This window comes from Micromonospora sp. DT43, from assembly GCF_049841645.1.
In the GTDB taxonomy this organism is placed as follows: domain Bacteria; phylum Actinomycetota; class Actinomycetes; order Mycobacteriales; family Micromonosporaceae; genus Micromonospora.
The window spans coordinates 449,592-465,065 of record NZ_JBNCKR010000004.1; the positions used below are offsets into that span (position 1 = coordinate 449,592).

The 15,474-nt window shown below is 73.6% G+C and carries 14 protein-coding genes; 9 read left to right on the forward strand and 5 right to left on the reverse strand.

Going from position 1 to position 15,474, the window contains the following annotated elements:
• Window positions 1–263: 263 nt before the first annotated feature.
• Together ACLQ26_RS13620 and ACLQ26_RS13625 are read left to right on the forward strand one after the other, a co-directional pair.
• Entirely contained in the window at window positions 264–494 is a 231-nt protein-coding gene (locus ACLQ26_RS13620) for a heavy-metal-associated domain-containing protein (RefSeq protein ID WP_425744744.1), read from the forward strand.
• On the forward strand, window positions 487–1,425 hold the full coding sequence (locus ACLQ26_RS13625) for a hypothetical protein (protein ID WP_425744745.1): 939 nt from the start codon (window positions 487–489) through the stop codon (window positions 1,423–1,425). Before ACLQ26_RS13620 ends, ACLQ26_RS13625 begins: the two co-directional genes overlap by 8 nt.
• Window positions 1,426–1,563: 138 nt before the next feature.
• Here ACLQ26_RS13625 and ACLQ26_RS13630 read toward each other — a convergent pair whose 3' ends face one another.
• Window positions 1,564–1,980 carry a helix-turn-helix domain-containing protein gene (locus ACLQ26_RS13630; RefSeq protein ID WP_425744746.1) on the reverse strand — a complete coding sequence of 139 codons (417 nt, stop codon included), beginning with the start codon at window positions 1,978–1,980 and terminating at the stop codon, window positions 1,564–1,566.
• 240 nt (window positions 1,981–2,220) lie between these two features.
• Between ACLQ26_RS13630 and ACLQ26_RS13635 the strand changes: the two genes are divergently transcribed.
• Entirely contained in the window at window positions 2,221–2,664 is a 444-nt protein-coding gene (locus ACLQ26_RS13635; protein WP_425744747.1) for a hypothetical protein, read from the forward strand.
• A gap of 45 nt (window positions 2,665–2,709) precedes the next feature.
• Here ACLQ26_RS13635 and ACLQ26_RS13640 read toward each other — a convergent pair whose 3' ends face one another.
• Window positions 2,710–3,864 (reverse strand): class I SAM-dependent methyltransferase, encoded by a 1,155-nt coding sequence (locus tag ACLQ26_RS13640; protein WP_425744748.1) that lies wholly within the window; start codon window positions 3,862–3,864, stop codon window positions 2,710–2,712.
• A gap of 88 nt (window positions 3,865–3,952) precedes the next feature.
• Entirely contained in the window at window positions 3,953–5,662 is a 1,710-nt protein-coding gene (locus ACLQ26_RS13645; protein WP_425744749.1) for a DEAD/DEAH box helicase, read from the reverse strand.
• Window positions 5,663–5,978: 316 nt separating this feature from the next.
• Here ACLQ26_RS13645 and ACLQ26_RS13650 point away from each other — a divergent pair, with 316 nt between their 5' ends.
• Entirely contained in the window at window positions 5,979–6,629 is a 651-nt protein-coding gene (locus ACLQ26_RS13650) for a ferritin-like fold-containing protein (protein ID WP_425744750.1), read from the forward strand.
• Window positions 6,630–6,705: 76 nt separating this feature from the next.
• Here ACLQ26_RS13650 and ACLQ26_RS13655 read toward each other — a convergent pair whose 3' ends face one another.
• On the reverse strand, window positions 6,706–6,933 hold the full coding sequence (locus ACLQ26_RS13655) for a DUF3107 domain-containing protein (protein ID WP_110563159.1): 228 nt from the start codon (window positions 6,931–6,933) through the stop codon (window positions 6,706–6,708).
• Window positions 6,934–6,995: 62 nt separating this feature from the next.
• Entirely contained in the window at window positions 6,996–7,634 is a 639-nt protein-coding gene (locus ACLQ26_RS13660; protein ID WP_425744751.1) for a TetR/AcrR family transcriptional regulator, read from the reverse strand.
• A 1,716-nt stretch (window positions 7,635–9,350) separates the two neighbouring features.
• Between ACLQ26_RS13660 and ACLQ26_RS13665 the strand changes: the two genes are divergently transcribed.
• The 5 genes from ACLQ26_RS13665 (at window position 9,351) to moeZ (ending at window position 15,450) form a co-directional block, all read left to right on the forward strand.
• Window positions 9,351–11,372, forward strand: a complete 2,022-nt coding sequence (locus ACLQ26_RS13665; RefSeq protein ID WP_425744816.1) for a hypothetical protein — start codon at window positions 9,351–9,353, stop codon at window positions 11,370–11,372.
• Window positions 11,373–11,395: 23 nt separating this feature from the next.
• Window positions 11,396–12,370, forward strand: a complete 975-nt coding sequence (locus ACLQ26_RS13670; protein WP_425744752.1) for an alpha/beta fold hydrolase — start codon at window positions 11,396–11,398, stop codon at window positions 12,368–12,370.
• A gap of 5 nt (window positions 12,371–12,375) precedes the next feature.
• Window positions 12,376–13,224, forward strand: coding sequence for a DUF3152 domain-containing protein (locus ACLQ26_RS13675; RefSeq protein ID WP_425744753.1), 849 nt, complete (start codon window positions 12,376–12,378; stop codon window positions 13,222–13,224).
• A 92-nt stretch (window positions 13,225–13,316) separates the two neighbouring features.
• On the forward strand, window positions 13,317–14,147 hold the full coding sequence (locus ACLQ26_RS13680) for a DUF3152 domain-containing protein (protein ID WP_425744754.1): 831 nt from the start codon (window positions 13,317–13,319) through the stop codon (window positions 14,145–14,147).
• A gap of 121 nt (window positions 14,148–14,268) precedes the next feature.
• Window positions 14,269–15,450, forward strand: coding sequence for an adenylyltransferase/sulfurtransferase MoeZ (gene moeZ, locus ACLQ26_RS13685; RefSeq protein ID WP_425744755.1), 1,182 nt, complete (start codon window positions 14,269–14,271; stop codon window positions 15,448–15,450).
• Window positions 15,451–15,474 lie beyond the last annotated feature (24 nt).

The following is a 15,474-nucleotide window of genomic DNA, read 5'->3' on the forward strand; positions in this document are numbered from 1 at the left end:
GTTCGCGTTCGTGGCGCTCGTGGGCTGGCGGTGCTTGCGGCCCGGCGGTGTTGGCGGCCCGGCGGTGTTGGCGGCCCGGCCTCCGGGGCCAGAGAGTGCTTGCGGGCCGGGCCTCGTGGGCCGGCGCGGGGTGGGCGGCGGGAGCCAGCGGTCCACCGGCTCGGCTGCCCGGCGGAAAGTTCCCGGGCCCTGCGGATTGCGACGGTCGCCACGCCGTCCCGGCGTCGGGCGGGGCTGGCCGGGCGCGGCGGTACGGTGGCGGCATGACCGATCAGCAGCCCGTGACCCGCGCGTACGCCGTCACTGGCATGACCTGCGCGCACTGCGTGCTTGCGGTCACCGATGAGCTGTCGGCGCTGCCCGGTGTGCGCCAGGTCCAGGTCGACCTGGCCTCCGGCACCGCGACGGTGACCAGCGACAATCCGCTGCCCGACGAGTCGGTGCGGGCGGCCGTCGACGAGGCCGGCTACGTGCTGGACGCTGGCGGTGCCTGAGCAGACCGCCGTCACGCCGGACCGGAGCACCGTCCGGCTGGCGCTGGTGGTCGGCGGGCTGGTGCTCGCCGTGCTGCTCGGCTTCGGCCTCGGCCGCATGAACGGCACCGCCACCACCGGCGCAAGCAGCGGCGGCGCAGCGGCGCTGACCGCCGACCACACCCACCCGCCGGGCACCGGGGCCCATGACCACGGGTCCGTCGCGGGCGCTGACCAGGGCGCTGCCGCCGAGCCGGGCGGCCTGGCGGTCAGCTCGGGCGGATACACGCTCGTCCCGCTGGCCACCGAGCTCGCGGCTGGCCGCCCCGGGCAGCTCCGCTTTCAGGTCCGCGACGTGCAGCGACGCCCGGTCACCCGGTTCGCCGTCGTGCACGACAAGCCGATGCACCTCATCGTGGTCCGTCGGGACCTGACCGGCTACCAGCACCTGCACCCCACCATGTCACCGGACGGCACCTGGGCGGTGCCGGTGACCCTCCCGCAGCCGGGCGTCTGGCGGGCGTACGCCGACTTCACAGTGGTCGCCGACAACGGCGCCCAGAGCGCGCTCACCCTCGGCGTGGACCTGGTCGCGCCGGGCCGGTACGAGCCTCGTCCCCTGCCGGCGGCAACCACCTCGACGACTGTGGACGGGTTCACAGTCGGTTACCAGGGCAGTCCGCAGGCAGGCGTCACGGTGCCGCTCACCTTCCGGATCGACGGCGCGGCCGGTGGAGCGGTGCTGCAGCGCTACCTCGGGGCGTACGGGCACCTGGTCGCGCTGCGCGAGGGCGACCTCGGCTACCTGCACGTGCATCCGGAACCGGAGCTGGCCGGCGGCCAGGTGAAGTTCTGGCTGACCACCCCGGGGCCGGGCCGTTACCGCCTCTACCTCGACTTCCAGGTAGCCAATAAGGTGCACACCGCCGAATTCACCCTCACAGTCCCCTAACCGGCTGATCAACCCCCGCCCTTGCGGCGTTGATCATGAAGTTATTGCCACTGTCCGCGGCGTGTCGGGGCAATAACTTCATGATCAACGCGCGGGGGTGGGGGGGTGGGGGGTGGGTCTTGGGGGTGGGGGTGGGGGTTAGCTGGCGCGGCGGGTGGGGCGGCGGGCCAGGTAGCGCAGCAGGTCGCGGATGTGGAGCTTCTCCTCGGCCGAAACGGCGGGGTCGGCCAGCCGGTCCAGGATGGCCCGCACGTCGGCCTCGACCGGGCCGTCGTCGCCGCGGCGCCTGACCGCCGGGCCGGCGTCGGGAAGCCCGAGCGCCCGGAACGCGGCAGCCACCGGCAGATCCAGTGCGGCGCAGAAGCCGCGTACCTTGGCCAACTCGGGGTAATCCTGCCAGTCACCGGCGAGCCAGCGGAACACGGTGGAACGGCCCACGCCCGTGTGCGAGGCGAGATCGGTCACGGTCCATCCGCGCTCGTCGCGAGCGTCATCGATGGCACGCCGGACGAAGCGGGCGAAGGCCATCTGCGGTGATACGTCTGCCGAACTCATCCCGGTCTGTCTTTCCCTCCCGGCTGGGCACGGGGAAGTCGCGCTACCCGAGAGTAGTACGCCAGGGGCCGGAAACCACTGACTGACCGCACAAACTGTCCCATGGGCGAGACTCCAACTCGGGCAGTATTCGGACCGGCACCGAGCGATCGTCATCGTTCTTCCACTAGGCTCGGTGCCCGTCCCGGCACGGCGCACGCGCGCCTGCCGCGTCCGTCCGGACCACCGCCGAGGAGCACCATGGCCGAATCGAGCCGTCCGCAGCCGCACCAGCCCGGTGCGGTGAGCCTCTTCTTCGTCGCCAAGGCCGGCGTTTTCGCCGCCGGGTTCTGGGTCTGGCTGCTGATCCTGGTGCTCCGCACCGACGCGGCGACCGGCACCCACGTGCTGGCCGCCACCGGCGCGATCACCACCACGCTGGTCGGCGTGGTGCTGGGTGCCCGGATGGCGCTGCAACACAACGCCGCCATCCGGCACGCCGAGACGAAGAAGCTGCTCGTCGACATCTCCTGGAACGCGTTCACGGCCGCCGGTAACGCCGAGAGCTCGGGAAAGGTGGTGCCCTTCCCGAGCAGCGCGAGCGAGGACGACCGCTCGACCCTGCGCCAGAGCGGGGACCGGGTGTCGGTCTTCGACCGCTCCGGCGGCCGGGACCGGGGCAACAACGGCGACCGTCGACGCTGAAACCGAGTCGATCGTCGAGGCAGGCCGGCCAGGGGCTTCCAGGCCCTAGGTGGTGAGCGGCTCGTCGGCGGCGAGCAGGGTCTCCAGCCGGGGTGTGACCCCCCACTGGTCGACGAGTTCGCGGTACTCGGCGCTTCGTGGGTCGCCGGTGCCGCTGCGGCGGGCCCGGATCAGCAGGTTGCGGGGCGTGTGCTGGGAGTCGACGAACTCCACCACCTCGGCCCGGTACCCGTGCACCCGCAGGAGACCCGCCCGGAGCGCGTCGGTGAGCACGTCGGCGAAGCGCTCACGCAGGATGCCCTGCCGGGTCAACAGTTCGTACGGCGCCGGGGTGGGCTGGGCGCGTAGCTGCTTGGCCAGGTCGTGGTGGCAGCACGGTGCGGCGAGCACCCAGCGTGCCTCCCAGCGCACCGCGCGGGCCAGCGCCTCGTCGGTGGCGGTGTCGCAGGCGTGCAGCGCCAGCACCAGATCAGGGGCGGGGTCGACGACGGCCTCGGCGATCGTGCCGGCGACGAAGCTGACCTTGTCAGCCCAGCCCAGTCGCTGCGCCAGCTCGGTGTTGCGCCGCCGCTGGTCCTCGCGGACGTCCACGCCTACCAACTCGACGTCCAGTCCTCGGCTGGTCAGGTAGCGGTACGCGGCGAAGGTCAGGTAGGCGTTGCCGCAGCCCAGGTCGACCACCCGCAGCGGGCCGGTCAGGTCGTCGGGCAGGGTCGCGGCCAGGGCCCGCAGGAAGGCGTCGACCTGGCGGCGCTTGGCCGCCGAGCCGCCGATCTCCGCAAAGATCGGGTCGCCGGGGTCGAGCAGGTATTCCTTGGCCCGGTCGTTTCCGCCAGGCGTCGCCGCCGGTCGGGTCGTCGCGGCCCGGTGCACCTGGGCCTCACCGGACTTGGTCACCCGTAGTTGGAGAGTCGCGGCGGTCGTCTCCACGTGCCAGTTGCCGAACGGCTCGGCGAGCAGTTCGTCGACCACCGCAGCGGCCTCGGGACCGGAGGCGATGTTGCGGGTGTACGGGCGAGCGCCATCGGACGTGGTGATCTGCATTCGGGGCCCCGCCTTGAGTGTCACCGGCCGCAGTTCGGCCCGCTCAACTGTGGGACGACGGCCACGGCGACGTCCGGCGGCGACCGCCCGGGTCAGCGCGGGGTCGAGCAGCAACGCCCGGATCTCGATCAGGGCGGCGTCCAGTGGTTCCGGCATCGTTCCATCTTCGGCAGGTGGGGTGGGAGAAGGGAACATCCCCCGCGCCGCGTGCGGCGGTGCGGGGGATGTCAGTTGTGGCTGGTGGTCAGTCTGCGGTCGCCTCGGCAGGCGTACCCGCGTCGGAACCGCCACCACGGCGGCGCCGACGGCGGCGCGGCTTCGACGGCTCACCGTCGGACGCGGTGGCGGCCGGCTCGGTGGGACCGGCGTCGGCGACGATCACCGCGGTCGGCTCGCCCGCTACCGCCTCGCCGGCCCGGCGGCGACGCCGGCGGCGCGGGGTACGGGTGCCTTCCTCGGCTGCGTCAGCCGTGGGTGCCTCGGCGACGGCGGGCGTCGACGTGCCGGCGTCGGCGCGGTCGCGGCGACCGTCGCCCCGGCCACGGCGCTCGCCCCGACTCTCACCACGGCCGTCGCCGCGGCTCTCACCGCGTCGGGAGCCCCGGCCACCGCTCTCACCCCGGCGGGAGCGGGTCGTCCCACCCAGGTCCTCCTCGATCTCGGCGGACAGCCCGGCCCGGGTGCGCTCGGCAGTGGGCAGAGTGCCGCTGACCTCGGTGGAGATGTGCAGGTCGGTGTAGAGGTGCGGCGACGTGTGGTACGTCTCCGGCGGCTCCGGCATCTCCAGACCGAGGGTCTTGTCGATGATCCGCCAGCGCGGCATGTCGTCCCAGTCGACGAAGGTCACCGCGACACCCGTGGCCCCGGCCCGGCCGGTACGACCGATCCGGTGGGTGTAGGTGTCCTGGTCTTCCGGGCAGTCGTAGTTGATCACGTGGGTGACGCCCGTGACGTCCAGCCCGCGGGCCGCCACGTCGGTGGCGACCAGGATGTCGATCTTGCCGGCCCGGAACGCCCGTAGCGCCCGCTCGCGGGCACCCTGGCCGAGGTCACCGTGCACCGCGGCGACCGCGAACCCGCGGAAGTCGAGATCCTCGGCGACCCGGTCGGCGGCGCGCTTGGTGCGGGTGAAGATCATGGTCAGGCCACGTCCCTCCGCCTGGAGGATGCGTGCCACCACCTCGACCTTGTTCATCGAGTGGGTGCGGTAGACCAACTGCTCGGTCTGCGGCGACGGCCCGGTCTCGGCGGTGTGCCCGGCGTGGATGGTCATCGGCTGGCGCAGGAAGCGCCGGGACAGGGTGACGATCGGGTCCGGCATGGTCGCCGAGAACAGCATCGTCTGCCGGTCCTCCGGAAGCATCGCCAGGATCTTCTCGACGTCGTCGAGGAAGCCCAGGTCGAGCATCCGGTCGGCCTCGTCGAGGACGAGCGCGTGCACCCGGTCCAGTCGGAGGTGCTTCTGCTTCTGCAGGTCCATCAGTCGCCCGGGGGTGCCGACAAGGATCTCGACACCCTTGCGCAGCGCGTCGATCTGCGGCTCGTACGCCACGCCACCGTAGATCGGCAGCACCCGGACGCCGCGCGTCCGGCCGGCGGCGGCGAGGTCCTTGGCGACCTGGATGCCCAGCTCGCGGGTGGGGACGACGACAAGCGCCTGCGGCACGCCGTCGCTGCCCTCACCGGGCGCGAAGACCCGGTCGAGCAGCGGTACGCCGAAGCCGAGGGTTTTGCCGGTGCCGGTGGGCGCCTGACCGATGAGGTCGACGCCGCGCAGCGCGATCGGGATCGCGTACTCCTGGATGGCGAACGCGCGGGTGATGCCGGCTGCGGCCAGCGCCTCGACGGTCTCCTCGCGGGCGCCGAGGGCGGCGAAGGTGGGAGCCTCGGGTCGGACCGGGGCGGTGGGGGCCAGTTCCTGGCCGTCCAGTAGATCTTGAGTCAGCTCGCTCATGTGGATGTGGGGGTGCCCTCTCGTGGGTGCGCCCGTCCTGTCCTCAGGGCGCGTTCGGTATGACGCGGGCCACACGGTCGGCGGCAGATTGCCGAGCCGGACCGGGCCGCACGCGCGCCGCGGGCTGAGCTTCGATCAGATCGGCGCCCACGGCAACTGCTCTATGCTACCTGAACAGGCAAGCTCACGTCCCGATTCCCGGTCGGCCAGCCGCCACGCGGGGGCATCAGATGTGACCTGTGCCACATTTCCTCGGGTGCTCGTCCGTGCCCCGTACGGGCCACCCGGCCGAGGCCCCGCGCGGTAGCCTGCGCTCGTGTCCGCGCCGACCACCCCAGGTCCCGCCGTCGCCGACCTGCTGGGCCTGGTCGCCTTCGGTGAGCTGCTCGCCTTCGAACGGATGGCAGGCGACGCGCGACTCGCCCCCGACCTGCACCGGCGCGCCGCGCTGAGCCAGATGGCCGCGGCCGAGATCGGCAACTACCGCCGGCTCGCCGACCGGCTCACCGCGCTGGGTGTGCCGCCGGAGGAGGCGATGGCGCCCTACGTGCAGCCGTTGCAGGCGTACCACGACTCCACCGAGCCGCGGGACTGGGCGGAGGTGGTCACCAAGGCGTACGTGGGCGACGCGATCACCGACGACTTCATCAGGGAGATCGCCGACGCGCTGGACGAGCCCGACCGGGCGCTGGTGCTGGACGTGCTGCACGACTCCCGGTACGCCCAGTTCGCCGTCGCCGAGATCCGGGTGGTCGTCGCCGACGATCCCCGGGTGGCCGGTCGGCTCTCCATGTGGGCCCGGCGGCTGGTCGGCGAGGCGTTGTCCCAGGCGGGGCGCGTCGCCGCCGAACGGGCCGCGCTCACCGCGCTCATCGCGCGGGGCGACCGGGTCGACGTGCCGGGGCTGTTCGGGAGGCTCACCGCCGCGCACACCGCGCGGATGGCGGTCGCCGGACTGAACAACTGACCGCCACCCGTCGGGTGCGGAACCGGCCCGCGGCAGGTGGCCTGGAAGCGCCGACCTGCCGCGACGGCCGGACCGGTCAGCGAACGGTGAAACCGACCGATCGCGGGGACGCCTCGGCGATCTCGACGTAGGCGACCTTCTCGACCGGAACGATGACCCGCCGGCCCTTCTCGTCGGTCAGGGAGAGCGTGCCGCCGTTGCCGGCGAAGGCGTCGGTCACGATCTGCTCGATCTCGGCCGGCGACTGCGCGCTGTCCAGAACCAGCTCGCGCGGCGCGTACTGCACGCCGATCTTGACCTCCACTGTGCCTCCTCAACTGGGGCGATAACCGCCCTGCGAAGGCTATCCGATCACGGGGTCGGCGGTCAGGCTGACTCACCTTGCAGCGGGAAGCTCGCGATGCCCCGCCAGGACAACGCCGCCACCAGAGCTTCGGCCTCCGCCTTCGGCACCTGCCGGCCACCGGCCAGCCAGAACTGCGCTGCGGTCTCCGCCGCGCCGACCAGCCCGGAGGCGAGCAACTCGGCGTGCGACCGGCTCACGCCGGTGTCGGAGATGATGGTGTCGGTGATGGCCGCGATGCAGCCCTGCTCGACCCGCTCCACCCGCTGCCGCACCGCCGGGTCGTTGCGCAGGTCCGACTCGAAGACGAGGCGGAACGCCTCGCTCTCGTGATCGACGAAGTCGAAGTACGCGCGCACCGAGGCGCCAACCCGCTCCTTGTTGTCGCTGGTGCCGCGCATCGCCTCGTGCACCTGAGCGACGATGGCGTCACAGTGCGTGTCCAACAGGGCCAGGTAGAGGTCCATCTTTCCCGGGAAGTGTTGGTAGAGCACCGGCTTAGAAACCCCGGCCCGCTCGGCGATGTCGTCCATCGCCGCGGCGTGGTAGCCCTGCGCGACGAATACCTCCTGCGCCGCCGCGAGCAGCTGCTTACGGCGCGCGGAGCGGGGCAGGCGGGTGGGCCTGCCAGCGGTCTGTGCGCCGTTTCCCACAGCGGTCATGGGCTCCTCCGAGTTCTCCGTACGGGCCGGCATTTTCCCCCCAGATCGGGACGGCCCTCGACCGCGTCGTGGAAATGGCCCGCCGCTGTAACTTATCGCCACTCTCCCCACACGGTAGCCTCAGCGAGGGCGACCAAGGAGCGCGCGGTGAGTGAAACAGAGCAACCCGGAGCCGCCACCCCGGGAGAGCACGGTGACGGAACGGGTCAGCACGACGACCCGGACCGCTCCGGCAGCGGGTGGGCGCCCTCGACGGGCGGGTGGTCCCCGTCCGAGCGTGCGGCGGCCGGTGAGCAGGCAACGCCGTGGCGGTCCGCCCCCGCGTCGGGTTGGCACACCTCCTCCACCAGGCACGGCGATCTGCCCGCGCCCCTGCGCGGGCTGGTCGGTGACTCCGAGCGGCAGGCCCGGGTCAACGGCCACCACACCAACGGCGTCCACCATGACGAGGCCGAGATCGACAGCGACAGCGACGGCGAGCCCAACGGCGTCCGCCACGGCGATGCGGAGATCGACGGCGTCACGCACCTCGGCGGCGGTGCGTCGATAGCCCGCCAGACGCCGGTGAGCGCGCCACCCGGGCGGACCGTCGAGGATCGCCCCGACGTCGGCGCCGGCCGGCTGGTGGTGCCCGCCCAGCGCCCCGCGCCGGTCGTCGAGCAGGGGCCGGGCGATGCCGAGACCGGTCCGACCCGGCACTCCACCACCGATCCTGCCGCGCCGCGCAGCGTCCGCTGGGCCGACCCCGGAGTGCCCGGCACGGCACCGGCAGCCATCCAGGTGCCACCCGTCGGCACGGCCGCCTCGGGTTTCGAGGTGCCGCCCGGCCTCCGCGCGCCCACCGGCGAACGGTCGGGCGTCGACGATCACCCGGCCGTGTCGCGCGACTGGCGGGCCCCGCTCGCAGCGGAGGCATCGGCCGAGTCCGGGCGCGGCGACGACTTCGAGTCGGAGCGCCCCACCGGAGACACGCACCGAGCGGGTGAGTCTCCCTCCATCGAGCCGGACTGGTCCGGGCCCAGCTGGAACCGCCCGAGCTGGGGCAGTGGGTGGGCGCCGCCCTGGTCCCGCCAGGACGGCGAGCCGGTCGGTCGAACGGCGCGGGACGAGTCCGCGCCGGGCTGGGCCGCCGAGCCCCACCTGCCCTACGAGCCGGTGCGCGCCGAGCCGACCCGTCCGTACGAGCCGGTGTCCGTCGAACCACCCCGGGCGTACGACGTCACCCGGGACGCCCCCCAGGCCGAGGCGGACGCCGACCGCGGCACGCCCACGCGCCCATCCTGGGCCGGGGAACGACCGGCCACGGCCCCGACCAGCGGGCCTCCGGAGGCCTCCCGGCCCGAGCCGGCCGAGCGCCCCCCCTGGGCCGGTGGACCGACGCCCGAGCCGACCAGCACCCTCCCCGCGGGCCGCCCGTCCTGGGCCGCGCCGGTCCCGGTCAGCCCGTCGGCCGACCCGTCACCCCGCGCGGGCGGCACGGACCCCACCCCGACCAGCGGCCCGCCCGTACCCCCACGCACCCCTTCGCCCGCCGCGGAGCGCCCCTCCTGGGCCGGCGGCCCCGCCCCCACCAGCGGCCCACCGGCCGTTGAGCGCCCGTCGTGGGCCGGTGGGTCGGCGTCGGACAGCGCCCGTGCCGAGCCGACCAGTGGCCCGCCGGCCGTCGACCGTCCGTCGTGGGCCGGTGGCCCCGCCCCCACCAGTGGCCCGCCGGCCATCGAGCGCCCGTCGTGGGCTGGTGCTGCGTCGGGCGGCGTCGCCCGTGCCGAGCCGACCAGTGGCCCGCCGGCCGTCGAACGTCCCTCCTGGGCCGGTGGGCCGGATCCGACGCCGGCCAGCGCCCCGCCGTCGCGCCCGTCCTGGGCCGGCCCGGCATCGGCGCTCCCACCGCCGCCCCGCCCCTCCTGGGCCGGTGGCTCCGAGCCGGTGCCGACCAGCGTCCCGCCGTCACGTCCGTCCTGGGCGGGCGATCCGACACCCGCCGGCACACCTGCGGGCACGCGACCGTCCTGGGCGGGCCCGGCAGCCGTCGACCCGCCCGCGCCTGTCGATCCGCCGCCACCGGCGCCCGCCGGCCCACCGCCGACGTTGACTGACGCGCCGCCGTCGGCGCCACCGGTCCCCCCGGTGGCCGAGCGGCCCTCCTGGTCGGGCGGATCGCCGACGCCCGTGGCGGCGGAGCGACCCGACTGGTCCGAGGGACGCATTCCGGCAGCTCCGGCCGAACGTCCGTCCTGGCCGGTCACCCGGCCGGCGACCTCTCCCCGGGCGAGCGGCGCGGGCGAGTCGACGGGGCCGGTCCGGCCGACCGCACCGTTCCGGCTCCGGCCAGCGACCCCCGAGCCGCCCGAGGCTTCGCCCGCCGAGCCGACACCTGCCACCCCGACGGCGAGCGGTCCTGCCCTCGCCGGCCCTCCGCCTCCCTCGATCGGCGCCGGTCCGGCCCCCGCCACGAGCGGGTCGGGGCGTCACGACCAGCCGTCACCCGCGTCCGCCCCTCCCTACGCGGCTCGCCGATCCGCCCCCGACCCGGCGTCGCCGACCGAGCCCGCCGACGGCGGTCGACGTCCCGACACGTTGGCGGTGCTGCCCCAGCGCGTCCCCGCGGAACCGGACGTGCCCGTTGTGCCGGAGCCGCCAGCCGTGGAGCCACCCGCCGAAACTCCCGAACTCGCTCGCATCGCCACCCACCTGCGCCGCGACGACGAGCCCGCCCCGTTGCGGGAGCGTCCCGAGGGGTTCGACGTCAACGCCATCCTGGACGCCGTACGGGAGGTCGCGGGCGTCCGGGACGCGGCCCTGCGGCGTACCCCGGCCGGGGCGCACAGTCTCCGGCTGGACCTGGCCGACGGTGCCGATCCGGCCGAGGTGAGTCGACAGGTGGCCCGGCTGCTCCAGGAGCGGATGGGGCTCGCCGCCGCTCCGCAGAACGTGCCCGGCCTGCCCACCACGCCGACCCCGCCGGTCCGCCGTCGCGCCGCCGAGCCGCGCCCTGCGGCGTCACGACCCGTCGAGTCGCGCGCAGTCGAGCAGCGCGCGGTCGTCGAGCCGCGCGCGGTCGTCGAGCAACGCGTCGCCGAGCCGGGCGACACCGGCGCGGAACCGCGTACCGCCGAGGGCGCGGAGCAGTGGGCCGGGCCGGACGCCGCACGTCGACGGCGGGCTGGCGCTCCGCACCGGGGCCGCGCCACGGTCGAGGAACCCGGCTCGGTCTCGGCCGCGCCCACCGGCGGGGCCACCGGCAGCCCGGCAACGATCGGTACGTCGTACTCCGGTGGTCAGGTGACCACGACGGAGTCGGCGCCGTCCCGGCCGCTGGACACCGGCGGCGTGCTGGGGCCGCGCGTGGTCATCGACCACGTGCAGGTCAGCACCTTCGGTCTGGACGCCAACGTCGAGGTGCGGCTGCTGGCCGGCGAGGACAACGCCGCCGGGTACGCGACCGGGCCGGCGGTGGACGGGTACGTGTTGCGGCTCTGCGCGGTGGCCGCGGCCGCGGCGGTGGACGAGTTGCTGCGCGGCGCCGAGAACGCCGAGCGGGGCCGCTGCTTCGTCGAGCACGCGGCGGTGGTGCCGTTCGGCAACTGCGAGGTGGCAACTGTGGTGGTGCTGCTGGTCTGCGAGGGTTGGGTCGAGCAGCTCGCCGGCTCGGCTCTCGTGGCTGGCGACCCGCGGCAGGCGGTGGTCCGGGCGACGCTGGCGGCGGTCAACCGTCGGCTGGAGGCGCTGCTGTCCTGAGTGGTCCGAGGCAGACTGGGAGGATGAAACGCGCCTCCCTCTGGCCGGACCATCTTCTCCCCGAGGTCGGTGTCCCACCGCCGTGGCCGGGCCGGGAGGTTCGCCTCGACGGCGTCGCCACCTACGTGCGGGACACTCCGGCGACGACCGCCGGCGCGGAGCCGGCGCTGTACGTGCACGGGCTCGGCGGCTCGTCGCAGAACTGGACCGACCTGGCCGGGCTGCTCGCCGACCGGCTGGACGGCCAGGCCATCGACCTGCCCGGGTTCGGCCGCAGCGAGCCGGGTCCGCGCTACACGATTCCGGCCTTCGCCGACCTGGTCATCAGGTGGATCGAGCACTCCGGTCGGGGGCCGGTCCACCTGTTCGGCAACTCGCTGGGCGGCGCGGTCTCGGTCCAGGTGGCGGGGCTGCGGCCCGACCTGGTCCGTACCCTCACCCTGATCTCTCCGGCGCTGCCGTTCCTGGACTTCCGGCGGTCGTTGCAGGGACGGATGCTGCCGGTGCTGGTCATCCCCCGGGGTGAGCGGCTGGTCGCCCGGCACCTCACCCAACTCGCGCCCGAGGTGATGGCCGAGCAGGTGTTGGAGGCGTGCGTCGCCGACCTCAGCCGTATCTGCGCCCAACGTCGTGCCGAGGCGTTGGAGGAGATCCGGGTCCGGTACGAGGCGGAGCACTACGCGGCCGCGTACGTCCGGACGTTCCGCGGGCTGGTCTCCAGTTTCCTGCGGGCGTACCTGCCGGGGGCGGGCTCGCTGTGGCGGCTCGCCGGGGCGGTCCGCGCGCCGACGCTTGTGGTGGGCGGCCGGCAGGACCGGCTCGTCGACGTCCGCGTGGCGCCGCAGACCGCCCGGGTCATCCCGGACAGTCGACTGCTGATGCTCGACGGTGTCGGTCACGTGGCGCAGCTGGAGGTTCCCCGGCTCGTCGCCCGGGCGGTGGTCGGCCTGCTCGCCGAAACGGAGGAGGCCGTTCGGCCGTCCGATCTGGCAGGCTGACCAGGATGTCCAGGTCCGCTCGCCGCCGTCGACGCTTCGCGCTGATCGCCCAGTTGGTGGCGGTGGTGCTGGCGATCGGTGCCGCGGTGAGTGTGATCGCCGAGAGGTCGGGTGAGCCACCCGATCGGCTGACCGCCGAGGAGGTCGCGCCGCCGCCGCTGGTGGGCGGGCAGTTGCCGCCGTCGGCGGATCCGTTGCCGACCGCCATCGCCGCGTCGCCGAGTCCGTCGCCGCCCCCGCCGCCGGTGCTGCGGATGCCGGGCGCGGTGCCGACCGCGGGGACCGGCCGATTCGGCCACGCCGACCACGCCGGCCCGGTGCTGGGTCGGGCGGGTCAGCTGCGCCGCTACCGGGTGGCGGTCGAGTCGGGCAGCAACGAGGACGTCGCCGCGTTCGCGCAGGCTGTCCAGGTGGCGCTCACCGGGCCAGGGAGCTGGGTCGACAGCGGCCGGCTGCGGTTGCAGCAGGTCCCGGGGGACGCTCCCCGGGACTTCACCGTCTATCTGGCGACCGCCCGTACGGCGGGCCGGATGTGCGCCGACGGTGGCGTGGACATCCGGATCGGTGGGCGGCCGTACACGTCCTGCAGGGCGCCCGGCCAGGTGATCATCAACCTGGATCGTTGGCGGTTGTCGGTGCCGCACTTCGTGTCGGCGGGCGTGCCGCTGGCGGTCTACCGGACGTACGTGGTCAACCACGAGGTGGGTCACCAGCTCGGGCACCGGCACGAGCGCTGCCCTGGCGCGGGGCGTCCGGCGCCGGTGATGATGCAGCAGACCCTCTTCCTCCACGGGTGCCGGGTCAACCCGTGGCCGTACGTCGACGGTCGGCGCTACACCGGGCCGGCTCTCTGACCGTTCCGGTCCCGAGCGCCGGTGTCCTGGCATATTGCATCAATGGCGGCAAAAGCGGAGAATCACCCGAAATATCTGGCAGGCTGGGCGTCATGACGCCGTCGTCCCCTTACGGCCCGCCCGTGCCGCCCGACCCGCCCGAGGGCTCGGTGTACGAGGGTGCGCGTCCCACGCTCGTACGGATGCGCCGTCGACGACGCCGTAGCCTGCTGCTCGGCCTGCTCGTGCTCGCCGCCGCGACAGTCGGCGTCACAGTGACGCGGGGTGGCGAGCCGCCGGTCGACGTACCGCCCACCCCGACGCAGGGCGGGATGGGCCTGGGTGGCGGGGAGGCCCACCCGGTGCCCAGCGGCTATCCGTCGGTCGGTTCGGGACACTTCACAGTCGCGCACGGCGGGACGACAGTGCACGGTGCGGACGGGCCGCTGCGTCGCTACCGGGTAGTGGTCGAGCGCGGCAGCGGTCAGAACGCCGACGCGTTCGCCACACGGGTGGACGAGGTGCTGGCCGACAGGCGCAGCTGGATCGCCTCCGGCGAACTGCGCGTGCAGCGGGTGGCCGACGCCCAGATCGCCGACTTCACCGTCTACCTCGCCACCCCTGTCACGTCGGAGCGGATGTGTGCCGAGGGCGGGTTGACCACCGAGCGCTACACCTCCTGTCGGCTGCCCGGGCAGGTCATCATCAACCTGGCCCGCTGGCAGGAGGCCGTGCCCGACTACGGTGCCCCGCTGGAGACGTACCGCACCTACGTCATCAACCACGAGGTCGGCCACGAGTTCGGCGAGGAGCACGAGGCGTGCCCCGGTCCGGGGGAGCCCGCGCCGGTGATGCAGCAGCAGACGTACGGGCTGCGGGGCTGCGTGGCCAACGCCTGGCCCTACCTCGACGGCCGTCGCTACGCCGGCGACATCGTCCCCTGACCGACCCGCCGTCAGATATTCCCCTCCCGCATCGCGGGCCACGTGTCCTCCCTCATGGCCGAGTGCGGCCCGGGCGAGCAACAATGGCGCGGTTCACACCGCCGATCCCGGGGAGTCCACCGTGTCGTTGCCCCCGCTCGTCGAGCCCGCCGCCGAGCTGACAGTTGACGAGATCCGCCGCTACTCACGCCACCTGATCATCCCGGACGTCGGGGTGACCGGCCAGAAGCGGCTGAAGAACGCCCGGGTGCTCTGTGTCGGCGCCGGTGGCCTCGGCTCGCCCGCCCTGCTCTACCTCGCCGCGGCGGGGGTCGGCACCCTCGGCATCATCGACTTCGACACCGTCGACGAGTCGAACCTCCAGCGTCAGATCATCCACGGCGTGTCCGACATCGGCCGTTCCAAGGCCGAGTCGGCCGCCGCGTCGATCCGCGAGATCAACCCGCTGGTCAACGTGGAGATCCACAACACCGCGTTGGACCGCGAGAACGTCCGCGAGATCTTCGCCCAGTACGACCTGATCGTCGACGGCACCGACAACTTCGCCACCCGGTACATGGTCAACGACGCGGCGGTGCTGCTCGGCAAGCCGTACGTCTGGGGCTCGATCTACCGCTTCGACGGCCAGGCGTCGGTGTTCTGGGCCGAGCACGGCCCCTGCTACCGGTGCCTCTACCCGGAGCCGCCGCCGCCCGGCATGGTCCCGTCCTGCGCCGAGGGTGGCGTGCTCGGCGTGCTCTGCGCGTCGATCGGCTCGATCCAGGTGAACGAGGCCATCAAGCTGCTCACCGGCATCGGCGAGCCGCTTGTCGGCCGCCTGATGGTCTACGACGCCCTGGAGATGGAGTACCGCAAGATCAAGGTCCGGAAGGACCCGAACTGCGTGCTCTGCGGCGAGAATCCGACCGTCACCGACCTGCTGGAAGACTACGAGGACTTCTGCGGCGCTGTCTCCGAGGAGGCCCAGGAGGCGACGCTCGACTCGACCATCACCGCCCTGGAGCTCAAGGAGTGGCAGGACGCCGGCAAGGACATCTTCCTCGTCGACGTGCGGGAGCCGGCCGAGTACGAGATCGTGCGGATCCCCGGTGCCACCCTCATCCCCAAGGGCGACATCATCTCCGGCGAGGCCCTTGCCAAGCTCCCGCAGGACAGGCAGATCGTGCTGCACTGCAAGTCCGGCGTCCGCTCGGCGGAGGCGCTCGCCGCGCTGAAGGCGGCCGGGTTCCGCGACGCCGTACACGTGCAGGGCGGCGTGCTCTCCTGGATCAAGCAGATCGACCCGTCGCTGCCCGCGTACTGACCGGCCCGCCGGGGCGACGCCACA